This is a genomic window from Sanyastnella coralliicola, from assembly GCF_030845195.1.
GTDB classification, from domain to species: Bacteria; Bacteroidota; Bacteroidia; order Flavobacteriales_D; family Sanyastnellaceae; genus Sanyastnella; species Sanyastnella coralliicola.
In genome coordinates this window covers 2,740,047-2,752,860 of sequence record NZ_CP132543.1, presented here as the reverse complement: position 1 = coordinate 2,752,860, position 12,814 = coordinate 2,740,047, and the positions used below count along the sequence as shown (strand labels likewise).

Genomic DNA, 12,814 nt, shown 5'->3' with positions numbered 1-12,814 from the left:
AACACCTACCATCATGAGGCACGGCAAGAAATTTAACCACCTTGGTAGAAAGACCGCTCACCGTAAAGCAATGCTTTCGAACATGGCTTGCTCTTTGATCGAGCACAAGCGGATCAACACTACAGTGGCTAAAGCAAAGGAGCTTCGTAAATACGTTGAACCTCTGATCAATCGCTCGAAAGTGGATTCAACCCACTCTCGTCGTGTAGTATTCAGCTACTTGAACAACAAGCACGCTGTTACTGAACTATTCCGCGAAATCGCACCTAAGGTAAATGACCGTAACGGTGGATACACTCGTATCATCCGCACTGGTCACCGTCTAGGAGATAGCGCTGATATGTGTATGATCGAACTAGTTGATTTCAACGAGATCTACGGACCAGAAGAGAAGAAGAAAAGTACACGCCGCTCTCGTCGTGGTGGTGCGAAGAAGAAGACTGAAACTGCTGCAGCAGCGGCTGTGGAAGCTGTTGAAGAAGTAGCTACAGAAGCTACGGAAGCAGCAGAAGAGGCAGCAAATGAAGCTACAGAAGCAGTTGAAGCAGCAGCAGATGCAGCTACAGAAGCAGCCGATGAGGCTACTGACGCAGCTGATGATGCCGCAGAAGACAAAAAAGATGAAGAAAAGAAAGACTAATCTTTCAACCTTCTAATCATACTTGAAAAAGGGAAAACCTATTGGTTTTCCCTTTTTTGTAACCTGCTGATTTCTTGTGGATATCTTATCCCATGAATCGCCGAGAACGCAAAAACCTTTCACATTATCTTTGCCCACATGCAGACTGATCTATCTTCACAAAAGGCAATCCTCGTGCTCGAAGACGGCACAGCTTTCGAAGGAAAAGCAGCCGGAGCCATCGGAACCACAACTGGCGAAATCGCCTTCAATACCGGAATGTACGGATACCAAGAGATCTTCACTGACCCGAGTTACTACGGGCAGATCCTTGTCATGGCTACATCTCACATCGGAAACTATGGTGTTCACGATGAAGAAGTGGAATCTGACGGAATGAAAATCGCCGGTTTGGTAACCAAGAAGTTCTCTGACGTATACAGCCGTGTAGCTGGTAGCGGAACACTTCAAGATTACCTAGAACGTGATAACAAGGTGGGTATCTCTGATATCGATACACGTAAACTCGTTCGCCATATCCGCGAAAAAGGAGCCATGAACGCGATTATCTCGAGTGAAGACCTTGACGTGGAATCACTTCGTGCGAAAGTGAAAGAAGTTCCTTCAATGGAAGGACTTGAGCTTTCTTCTAAAGTGACAACCAAAGAGAAATACACAACCAATGCAGAGAACGGGAAATTCAATGTTGCCCTTCTTGACCTTGGTGTGAAGACGAACATTGTTCGCTGCTTGACTGAGCGTGGATGCAATGTTACTGTATACCCAATGAGTACATCAGCAGAAGAGATCCTTGCTTCGAACCCTGATGGAATCATGTTGTCCAACGGACCTGGTGATCCAGCTGCAATGCCAGAAGTAGTGGCCGAAGTGAAGAAGCTCGTGGAATCAGGAACTCCGTCATTCGGAATCTGTCTCGGACACCAAGTGATCGCTCTTAGCCAAGGATTGGCTACGGAGAAGATGTTCAACGGACACCGAGGGGTGAACCACCCAATCAAAAACCTTGTAACTACGAAGTCAGAGATTACTTCTCAGAACCACGGATTCGTAGTGAGCATGAAGAGTGCTGAAGAGAATGAAAATATAGAAGTGACGCACATTCACCTGAATGATGATACACTCGCTGGAATTCGTCTGAAGAACCTTCCTGTATTCTCAGTGCAGTACCACCCAGAAGCTTCCGCAGGACCGCACGATAGTCGATACCTATTTGACCAATTCATAACTAACATTGCTTCGCATTCGAACGCGGAGCTAACGCAATCCCTATGAGTTACATTGCAAGAATCCACGCACGTCAAATCCTTGACTCGCGAGGTAACCCTACCCTTGAAGTAGATGTGATCACTGATCAAGGCGTCCTCGGTCGCGCTGCAGTGCCATCTGGTGCTTCAACAGGGGTCCACGAAGCTGTTGAGCTTCGTGACAACGATAAAGGCATTTACAACGGTAAAGGTGTCCTGAAAGCAGTTGAGAACGTAAATACTGTTCTTAACGAAGAGCTTAACGGAGCATTCCTTTACGACCAAAACTTGATCGATCGTGCCATGATAGGCATCGACGGTACAGATAATAAAGCCATCCTTGGAGCGAACGCGATCCTTGGTGTATCACTCGCTGTTGCTCATGCAGCAGCTGAATCTCTCGGACAACCACTTTACCGCTACGTGGGTGGAGTGAACGCAAACACGATGCCTGTGCCGATGATGAACATCCTCAATGGAGGTTCTCACGCAGACAACAAGATTGATGTCCAGGAATTCATGATCATGCCAGTGGGTGCGCAGTCGTTCTCTCAAGGTCTACGCATGGGTACGGAAGTATTCCACTCATTGAAGTCTGTATTGAAAGCGAACGGTCACTCAACAAACGTTGGAGACGAAGGTGGATTTGCACCGAACCTTGGTTCGAATGAAGAAGCCCTTCAGGTGGTTGTTGAAGCTGTTGACAAAGCAGGTTACAAGATTGGTGAAGATATCTTGATCGCGCTTGACGCGGCTTCTTCTGAGTTCTACGACGCAGAAAAAGATCGCTACGTTTTCGAATCAACAGGAGATGAGCTCACTTCTTCTGAGCTCGTAGATTTCTGGGCTGAATGGACACGCAAATACCCGATCATCAGCATTGAAGATGGTATGGCAGAAGATGATTGGGCAGGATGGAAGTCATTAAATGAGAAGCTTGGTGACCACATTCAGCTGGTTGGTGACGACTTGTTCGTGACGAATACAACACGTCTTGCTCGAGGAATCGAAGAAGGTTCGGCGAACTCAATTCTGATTAAAGTGAACCAAATCGGAACACTGACAGAAACGATTGACGCAGTGAACATGGGGCGCAAATATGGATACACTTCTGTAATGAGCCACCGCTCTGGAGAAACGGAAGACAACACCATTGCTGACCTTGCTGTAGGTCTGAACACTGGGCAAATCAAAACAGGTTCTGCTTCTCGTTCTGACCGCATCGCGAAGTACAACCAACTCCTTCGTATCGAAGAACAATTAGGAAAGTTAGCTTACTACCCAGGAAAGGCATTCCGCTCGTAGTCAACAGAGAACATTCCAATAAATACTTGAAAAGCGATTCCATTCCGGAGTCGCTTTTTTTAGTTTGGTACTGTCCAAACACTCAACGATGAAACAACTAACACTCTTATTCGGTGCCTTGATCGCATGTCTATCGATCAACGCCCAACTCCAAAACGGTGATTTCGAAAACTGGACCACCTCCTCAGATTTTGACCAGCCAGACATAGGTCTGAATGCTTGGCTTGATTCGAACTACGAAACCTTCTTTTCAGGTGGCGTAGTATCGGTATCAGAAATTGAAGGAGTAAGTGGATCGGCTTTACGCGTGGAATCTTCAGAGATTGAAGGCGAGACTTATGGCGGATTTGCCATCTGGGGAGCCCCACCGTCAGGTGAAGAGCTGATTTTCGAAAACGGATTCCCATTCACTGATAACGCGGTCACTCAGCTGAGCGTTGATATGCGCTACAGCACAAACATCCTTTCACCGGGAATCATTATTGTGCAGTTCAAGTTCGAAGGCGCTCCTGCAGGTGCGGGTAATCTTGGAGCAGGTACTTACTATTTCCCAATCACCGGTGAGCAACTCACTTGGGAAACCATGACTTTCGATATTGATCCGGAAATCGGAACAGATATCGATGAATGTGTCATCGCCTTCGCCTCGAACAACCTTGTTGATGATATGGCGCCAGTTTTTGCCGGCGACTTTCTCGAGATTGATAATGTAGAGTTCGTGGGTTCTATGCAAGAAGTTCCCGGGGGTGATCTTGACAATTGGATCCCGGCATTGCCTGTGGTCACTCCTGATGATTGGGAAGTGGTTGTAAGTCCCTTCGTTTCGTTCTCTGAACAAACAACAGATGCGAGTGAAGGCGAATTCGCTGTAAAGATTAACACGGTAGAAAATGATGGAGAGGCAAACGCGGGTTTCATTTACCAAGGCGACGTTTTGGATGATCAGATTACGCCATCTATCCCAACGGGTGACAACTTCTACGGCATCTCTTTTGACTACAAGTACAACGTGCTTCAAGATGATACCGCGGCGATGTTCGTGGTGATGAGTGAAGTCGAGAACCCTGAACCTCAAGACATGATCTTTGATCTTGTCCTTCTTGAACCACAGGCGAATTACGGTACATACACCGCAGACTATTCTGAGTGGCTAGAGTTTATTGATCTGAACTATGTGACTATCGTGTTTACGTCGTCATATACTGACGATGATGGTTTCAATATTCCTCAAGCTGGAAGTGAGCTTTTTGTCGATAACGTTCAGTTCTTGAATGGAGATGGTGAAGGGTGTGGCTTCGATGAGAGCATTGTCCAAGGTGAGTCACTGATTCTTTGTCCTGGTGTGATCGAATTGATTTCGGTTCCTGACACCTATGATAGCTACCAATGGTACCGACAGCCTACCTTCGGCGGTGAAGTTGAGCTGTTGGATGGTGAAACAACCTACATGTTGCAGGTCGATGCCTTCAACTTTGCGGTTTACGATGTATGGTGCGAAGTGACGCTTGACGGATGCACTGAAGCAAGTAGCTCCATTGCCATTGATGGTTGGGTCTTCGTTCCAACTGTTGTGGTGAGCAATGAAACAGAGATCTGTGAAGGCGAAAGCACAACATTGACCGCTCAGGGAGCGCAAGGAACTGTGGTTTGGTATCAAGATGGCGTCGAGATCATGGGCACATCTGGCAATACGCTTGAGGTGACTGAATCTGGAACTTACGTAGCGGAGATCTACCCAGATCTTTGTCCTGAAACGGCGCTGAGCAGCGGGGTAGGGCCTACCATTACTGTGAACCCTGCGCCAGATCCAGAGATCTTCCAAGGGTTTGCAGGAATTAGCTGTGTGGATGGCGAAGGAAACTTCGATGCCTTCGAATCTTATGAATGGTATGTGGATGGAATGCTTCTCGAAGGTGATGAATACGAAGAGGGAACCATCTCTCCTCCGCAAGACGGTAATTACACGGTTGTAGTGACGAATGAGTTCGGCTGTGAAGCAGAGTCAGACCCGCTCTTCTCTAATTCAGTTGAAGAACAGTTCTTGATCAATATCGAGCTCTACCCGTCGCCTGCTACGGATATCCTGAATGTGGTGATTGATCGCCAAACGAATTACCAAATCCTCGATGCTCAAGGACGATTGATCGCGCAAGGTCAGTTAATATCTGGAACCACGGCCATCGATGTTTCTGCGTTGGCTCAAGGAAATTACTTCATGAAAGTTGAGCAGACGGTTGCTCGATTTGCAGTGAAATAGGAGTTGGGTGCATCCCCGCATTCGCGGGGTCGGCCTGCGCCTCCAAGTACGCAAAAGAGACCTTGTAATGGTATTGGGCTCCGGTGGTTCCCTTCGGTCACCTCCTCGCTCCAACCATTACGAGGTCTCTTTTTTACGTGCTTTCCGTCTCCGTCCTTGCACTTAGTGCTTGATGAATTCAAGGCGTTCTCCTTCATCGGTTACGAAGAAGTAAAACCCAGCACTCAATTCTTGGACGTTGATCGTACCATTGATTTTTCCGCTCATAATCAGTGTTCCAGACGCATCTAGAATCTCGAATTGCCGCCCTTGATTCCCAGAGATAAGAATCTCTGAAGTCACCGGATTCGGGTAAAGCTGGAAGCGTTCCGCGCTAGCGTTTAGAACAGAAACCTCACCTGTTTGATAAGCCCAGGCATAGTCACCTGAACCTTCAAATTGGAAGTCGATATAGCCTTGGTAATTTTCATCGTTTCCCTGAGTATTAACATCAAAGGTCTCCACCAACTGCCACGGCGTGCCAGGCACTGGACGATATACCATCACCAAACTATCCTCCGATAGATTGGCATTATCCATCTCCTCGAAGAAAATAGGGTCGAAGTAGTTGTTCGCATCTGGGTTACCGTAGAAGCGAGCTCGACATTCCATTTCAAGTTCATCATTGTCTGCATAGATGGTCCAGAATCGATCGCTAGCCAACGAGAACTCGGGCTGGCCTACAGCGTCATCAGCACCGGTCCAATGGTTCTCAATGCGGATGAAGTAGTCGCCTTCGGTTTCAAGGTCAATGCGCATTTCAGCAAATCCGAAGTCAGTGATACCGTCATCGACGATACGCTCTTCCCCCAGACATGCTTGATTGAGTTCGTCGTTTCGGTTAACCGTAATGAGGCCAGGGGTCTCATCCAAGTTCAAGGTGAGCATCACTGGATCCGCGCCAACCAATACCACTTCTTCTACAACTTCATCTCCTTGTTCAACGGAGACAGTCACTGGCACATTCTCGCAGTAGTCAGGACAGTAATGCAAGAACTGAGCGACTGTCAAGTCCAGCACATAGCTGCCGTTGTCTTCTGTGATCGTACGTTCAGTAATTCTGAATTCAGGGAAACCTTCTTGGAAGACCCAACCGTCAAAGAAGGCCGTCATATCACCATCGGTTTGAGGATCGACGAAATCACGTAAGGTCTCGGTAGAAACTGCTTCAAACTGATAAGTCTCCAGGAAGTCTGTCATCAGTTCGAAGTAATCATCTCCCATGAAGGTGCGCATGGTATGAGCGATGTCAGCTCCTTTATTGTAGACGTGGTCTCCATACGTGTGCTCATGTCCGATTCCTGAGACCGGCAAGCGCTCACCGTCGTTCATGTGCGCGTACTGAAGCACATCCTTGTGGTTGTCTTTGACATAGTTGATGTAAGAATCATATCCTTCTAGTGACTCTAAGAAGAGCGCTTCACAGTATGAGGCCATGCCTTCATTGATCCACATGTCTTCTTGTGTGGAACAAGTAACCAGATCACCCCACCAGTGATGGGCGAGTTCGTGTGCCATAAGGGTTTGACTACCCAGTCCGCCGTTCGCAGCAAATTCTGGGTAGGCAATGTTCGTGGCATGTTCCATCGCACCCGAGGCGAACGGCACCAAAACATACCCAATACGCTGCCAGCGGTAAGGGCCATAAGCTTCTTCAAACCCATCCAAACAAGGGATGAGATTCTGGAATGAGGTCAACATGTTGGGAATGTTCCCAGCTTCGGCAACGAGCCAGATGGGAATTTCTTCTCCCGTGGTACTGCTGAAAGTCAATTCTTCATGCGTGTAATCACCAACCGCAAAACTTGCCAAGTAACTCGGAATCGATTCAGCAAGCTCCCAAGTGGTGAGGAGACTATCCGTACCCACTTCCAACGTTTCTGTGCGCAAGCCTCCAGAGTAAGCTGTTCTTCCTTCATTCGTTAAGACATGAATGGTGTAGGTAGAACGTTCCGCAAAGTTGTCGAAGCAAGGGTGCCAAACGCGACCATAGCTGTGCGGGTCTCCTTCAAACCCAACGCCTAGATTGAATACATGATCTAGTTGCCAGTAAACACCTCCCCATCCGGAAGCATCTGTCAATGGGCTACCTGAATAGTAAATGTCGGCAGTCACTTGTTCTCCTGTGTTGAGAATGTTCTCAGTGAAGAGCACCAAGGTTTGGTTCTCGTGATCGGTAGTGATCATGTTCCCATCGATAAAGGCACTATCTACGGTTAGGCCTTCTAGATCGAATACCAGACGATCAGTATCGTCTTGCAGTACGTCGACCAAGATTGAGGCATGCGCTTTTAGCAATTGCAGATCCCATTCAGTAACATCCAGACTAAGCTCTGTATGGATGAGATTGAGCGAATCGCTTCGCGAAGCATCCGCTGGCAGTGACTTCAAACCATGCTGACAATGGCGATGACAGCGATACGGTCCTTGAAGCGTTGTTTGCACTTGACCCCATCCTAGGAGGGCTGAGAACAGAAAGAGTGAAGAAATTATTGTTTTGATCATAAGGTTCAAACTGGAATCCTGAATATACACAGATGTCAAGTATAGCGGGCTTCGCAGGGGATGTAATGTTGATTTCCTTTCGTGAACAATGTGAAGGTGCTAGCGGTTGTTTGAAAAAAAATCACTTGTGGGGTAGGGGGTTGCGATGCAAGCTTGTATTAACTACAGTTGGAAACCCATACTGAACGAAACTGACGTATTTTCTAAATGACAGATTTACGATCCGTCAATGTGGGTGAGGTAAATTGAATTCCTATGAAACCTTCTACGGAGTTATTTGATCTTATTAAATCGCTTTCTAAAAGTGAGAAGCGATTCTTCAAGCTTTCATCTTCACTGCAAACAGGGGAGAAGAACTATCTGAAGATCTTTGATGCTATCGATAAGCAATCGGAATACGACGAAGGTGCGATCAAGCACGCGTTCCGTAACGAGACCTTTATCAAGCACTTCCCTTCGGAAAAGAATCACCTCTACAAATTGATCCTGAAAAGCTTACGTGCTTACCACTCTGATAATTCAGTGAGTTCGGTACTCAAGCAAGAGATCAAAAACATCGAAATCCTTTATAATAAGGCCCTGTTCAAAGAGTGCAACAAATTCTTGATGCGTTCAAAGAAGATGGCCATTGAGCACGAGAAGTTCTACTACTTGTTCGAGCTGATTAGCTGGGAAAAGATGTTGCTTGAAGAGGCATTGGAAGATGGTCAGTTTACCAAAGACCTTGATACATTGATCAAGGAAGAACAAGAAGTCATCGAGAAGCTAAGAAACCTCGCTGCATACCACGTTCTGTACTCTAAGATCAACTACGTATTCCGGAGCGGTGGATTCGTTCGAAACGAAGACGACCGCAGCCTAGTAGAGGAGATCAAGAACCATCCACTCATCAAAGGAAAGAACACAGCGTTGTCGCAGCGAGCGGCTACGATCTGTTACTATACTCAAGGATTCTGTAATCTCGCTAATGGTGATTACGAAACAGCACAATTGAAGTTCATGCGTGTGAAGGAAATCCTTGACAAATCACCACACATTCGCCGTGATTTAGCGAAGCGTTACGTACGTACACTGAGCAACATCATCAGCTGTCAGATTGACCAAGGGAACTACACCGATGCTCGTGAAATGACAGAAGAGCTGAAATCAGTCAGCAAGGCGAAAGGATTTGGAAGTACAGATGTTCAAGTGTCAATCTACAAAGACACGAACATCGCCGAATTGAAGGTATGTCACTTCACAGGAGAGTTTGAAAAAGGACTCGCCTTGGTGAACGAGATCGTTGAGGGCATGGATAAGCACGAAGGAAAGCTTCACAAGGAGCAAGTACTTAGTTTCTACTACCAGATCGCATACATCTACTTCGGTGCCGGTATGTACAACAAGTCGTTGTTCTGGATCAACAAGGTGTTGAACGATAACGAGAACACCTTACGTCAAGATATTTACAGCTACGCACGTCTATTCAACCTAGTCATCCACTATGAGCTAGGAAACTTCGACCTGCTCGAGTACATCACGAAGTCTACGCAACGCTACCTCAGCAAGCGTAACCGTGATTACCAACTCGAGAAATTGGTGATCGAATACATGCGTAAGTTCATCCGCGCGAACAACGTGGTTGAGAAGAAAGACTTATTCTCTGAATTCCGTTCAGAGCTGGATCAAGTGATCCAGGGACCAGAACAAAAGATCGTCCTCAAATACTTCGACTTTATGAAGTGGGCAGACAGCAAGATTGAGAATGCTACGTTTGCCGAGACTGTAAGAAAAGCGATCTAACAAAGAGATAAACCTGCAAAGAAAAAGTCCCGCTCATGCGGGACTTTTTTTATGTCTTTTTGTTTCGTTCGATTACTGATTCAATACCGTGAATTCAGTTCGGCGGTTGTCTTGGTGCTGATCTTCGGTACAGTCAACGCCATCAGAACAGTTGTTCACCAAACGAGTCTCTCCGTATCCGCGAGAGATCAACATTGAACGACGAACTCCTTTGCGGACCAAGTATTCTGATACCGCCTTAGCACGACGATCAGATAACTGCTCGTTGAAGTAGTTGCTACCACGTGAATCACAGTGCGAGCCAATTTCTACTTTCAAATCTGGGTTGTCTTTCAACAGCTTTGCAACGTAATCAAGGTAAGGCTGTGCATCCGGACGAATATCCCACTTGTTGTAGTCCCAGTGGATATTCGGGATCTCGTAAGGCTTGTTCGGATTCATGCCGTCAGGAACGCCATTACCGTCACCATTTCCATCGCCGTTTCCGTCTCCGTTACCATCGCCATTGCCGTCACCATTCCCGTCTCCGTTGCCATCTCCATTTCCGTCGCCGTTACCATCTCCGTTATCAGCCGTTCCGTCAGGGTTGCTGAGTTCAAGTAGTGCGAGGTTCACATCGATGTTCTCTCCATTGGGTTTGTTCTTCGTAGATACCTCTTCGTTAATTGAGAAGTACCCTTCCTTCTCTGCACGGATGCGGTAATCCTTTCCTGGTAGAAGATCGAGCTCAAACATTCCAACGTCGTCTGAGTTAATGATCTCTTCAGTGCCATCGGTAATGTTCGTGATGATGATTTTCGCTCCTTCAATCGGGTTTCCGCTCGTCTTAGAAGTAACCAATCCGTCAAGCGTGAAAATCTGCTCTGTTTCTTCGAATGAGTAGATCTGATCATCTCCCGTACGGTCTGATGAGAAGTAACCAAGATCGCTTCCGTCAATGAACGAGATTGCGAAGTCATCCGCTGCTGTATTCATTGGGTAAGGGAGGTGGAATGGTCCGTTCCAGTTTCCTCCTTGGTTCACGCTGTACATCATGTCAAGACCACCGAGCGTCTCATGAGCGTTCGAAGAGAAGTACAAGCTATCGTCAGAACGTAGTGAAGGGAAGAGTTCGTTACCTGGAGTGTTCAAATCACTTCCGAGGTTCATTGGCTTTTCCCAAACGCCTTGATCATTCATAGTCGTCTTGTAGAGGTCCATACCACCGAAGCCACCTTGTAGATCTGAAGAGAAGTAAAGAGTCTTCCCATCTGCAGATAGTGCAGGGTGCGCATACATGTAGTTCTCATCACAGAAAGGTAAGAGTTGCGGTTCTGACCACTTTCCTTCTCCATCTTTCGAAGAGATGTACAGTTGAGTTACGTTGATGCCTTCCGCATTCGCAGACAGACGACTCTTGCGCTCGTAGTTCGAACGTGTCAAAATCATCGTTTGCTGGTCATCAGAAACAACTGCGATACCATCGTGGTATTTGTCGTTCACTTCTTCTACTGGCTGAGGGTTACCCATTGTTCCATTCGAAACGTCAGCGAAGTAGAGGTCTGTAAACTTCAATCCCGTGTACTTGTCTTCTTCTCCTACTCCTTCTTTCTCGGCGCTGAAGTAGATTCCAGATCCGAAAGCGAAAGGGGCATAGGCTGCATCCATTCCAGAAGAAAGTGGTTTGATGTCGAAACGAGAAGAGTCTGCTTTGTATTCCTCGATACGACGGCAAGAAGAACGAAGAGCTTGAGCTACTTCGTTTCCTGGCTCACGTGAGAGGATTCCGTCGAAGATCTCTTCCGCGTTAGCGTAATCACCCGTTGCCATCAAAGCGCGACCATAATTGATACGGTCTTCATCCGTATTTGACGGACTACTAGCTAAGATGCCATAGGTTTCGACAGCAGAAGCGAACTGATTTGTTTCAAGGTAAGATGCAGCCAATGCACGACGTCCTTCTTCATCATCAACTTTGGCCAGACCTCTTTCGAGGTGATCAATAGCGTCAGTGTAGCGAAGCTCATCGTAAGCCTGCAATCCATCTTTGATACTAATCTTAGCACAGGAAGCTAAGAGAAGTACTCCTAGAACGAGTAGCGTACTTTGAAATAGTGACTTGTTCATAGTTTAGAAGTATCGAGGTGAGCGTTTCTTGATTTGAACATCTTGTCCGAAATCATATCCGATCATGATCTCATGAGAACCGCTCGAATAGTCGTTGATATCCGTTAGTGTGTAGTCGTATGAATACCCTGCGCGAAGCTGAGGAGTAATGTTGTACTCAAGCATTCCGATCAAGGCATCACCTGTTCTGTATCCTGCTCCCAACCAAAGGCGGTTGTAAAAAAGGAAATTACAGTTCAAGTCAACCTCTACAGGAGCAGCAGGTAAGTACTTCACAAGTACCGATGGCTTGATAGCCAAGTTCACGTTAGGTGTGAAAACGGCTCCTCCATTCAGGTAGTAGTGTTGCGTGAAGTAATCTGCAGTCACCGAGTTGTCAATGATGATCTCATCGTCAAGAGAGTAGATCATTGGTACAGAGAATCCGGCGAAGTAACGTTCAGTGTGGTAGTAAACCCCGAAACCGAATTTCGGAATGAACTGTCCTTGAATGTTTGCTCCATTGTATACCGGGTCATTTTCGTCCCATACAACCACTTCACTCAAGTCAGCAGAGTAAGAGCTTCCTCCGAGTTTCAAACCGAAAGAAAGGTCACCTGCACCAAGAGGAAGGTGGTAAGCGATATTCGCTGCAGCCTCTAGTTGGCTCGTAATACCGATTTGATCGTTGGAAAGAATCAAACCTACACCCAAACGCTTGTTAGCGATTGGTCCGTCAATAGCAACCACTTGCGTAGTAGGCGCCTTATCAAGGTTCACCCACTGACTGCGGTGGAGTACGCTAGCAGACCAATAGTCATGCGTACCTGCATAGGCAGGGTTCAACAGAAGACCATTGAACATGTACTGGCTGACCTGTAGTTCCTGCTGTGCAAACCCTAGGCTTGAGAAGGAAACGGCCAGAATAATGAGAATCAGTTTTTTCATAGGTCGTTC

The 12,814-nt window shown here is 46.8% G+C and carries 7 protein-coding genes and 1 pseudogene; 5 read left to right on the top strand and 3 right to left on the bottom strand.

The window, feature by feature from the left end:
* Nucleotides 1–13: 13 nt before the first annotated feature.
* The 4 genes and pseudogenes from rplQ to RA156_RS11400 all read left to right on the top strand — a co-directional run.
* A pseudogene (rplQ, locus tag RA156_RS11415) lies at nt 14–481 on the top strand (50S ribosomal protein L17); the annotation flags it as partial.
* A 297-nt stretch (nt 482–778) separates the two neighbouring features.
* Nucleotides 779–1,912 (top strand): glutamine-hydrolyzing carbamoyl-phosphate synthase small subunit, encoded by a 1,134-nt coding sequence (gene carA, locus RA156_RS11410; protein WP_306640212.1) that lies wholly within the window; start codon nt 779–781, stop codon nt 1,910–1,912.
* Nucleotides 1,909–3,189: a phosphopyruvate hydratase gene (gene eno, locus RA156_RS11405; RefSeq protein ID WP_306640210.1), complete on the top strand. Its 1,281-nt coding sequence runs from the start codon at nt 1,909–1,911 to the stop codon at nt 3,187–3,189. The genes carA and eno overlap by 4 nt, the downstream gene beginning before the upstream one ends.
* Nucleotides 3,190–3,277: 88 nt before the next feature.
* Nucleotides 3,278–5,446, top strand: coding sequence for a T9SS type A sorting domain-containing protein (locus RA156_RS11400; protein ID WP_306640209.1), 2,169 nt, complete (start codon nt 3,278–3,280; stop codon nt 5,444–5,446).
* A 162-nt stretch (nt 5,447–5,608) separates the two neighbouring features.
* On the opposite strand, the gene RA156_RS11395 is transcribed toward RA156_RS11400, so the two are convergent.
* Nucleotides 5,609–7,990: a M1 family metallopeptidase gene (locus RA156_RS11395; RefSeq protein WP_306640208.1), complete on the bottom strand. Its 2,382-nt coding sequence runs from the start codon at nt 7,988–7,990 to the stop codon at nt 5,609–5,611.
* Nucleotides 7,991–8,245: 255 nt separating this feature from the next.
* Between RA156_RS11395 and RA156_RS11390 the strand changes: the two genes are divergently transcribed.
* Nucleotides 8,246–9,772 carry a hypothetical protein gene (locus tag RA156_RS11390; RefSeq protein WP_306640207.1) on the top strand — a complete coding sequence of 509 codons (1,527 nt, stop codon included), beginning with the start codon at nt 8,246–8,248 and terminating at the stop codon, nt 9,770–9,772.
* A gap of 72 nt (nt 9,773–9,844) precedes the next feature.
* On the opposite strand, the gene RA156_RS11385 is transcribed toward RA156_RS11390, so the two are convergent.
* Nucleotides 9,845–11,878: an OmpA family protein gene (locus tag RA156_RS11385; RefSeq protein ID WP_306640206.1), complete on the bottom strand. Its 2,034-nt coding sequence runs from the start codon at nt 11,876–11,878 to the stop codon at nt 9,845–9,847.
* A 3-nt stretch (nt 11,879–11,881) separates the two neighbouring features.
* Nucleotides 11,882–12,805, bottom strand: coding sequence for a PorP/SprF family type IX secretion system membrane protein (locus RA156_RS11380; RefSeq protein ID WP_306640205.1), 924 nt, complete (start codon nt 12,803–12,805; stop codon nt 11,882–11,884).
* Nucleotides 12,806–12,814 lie beyond the last annotated feature (9 nt).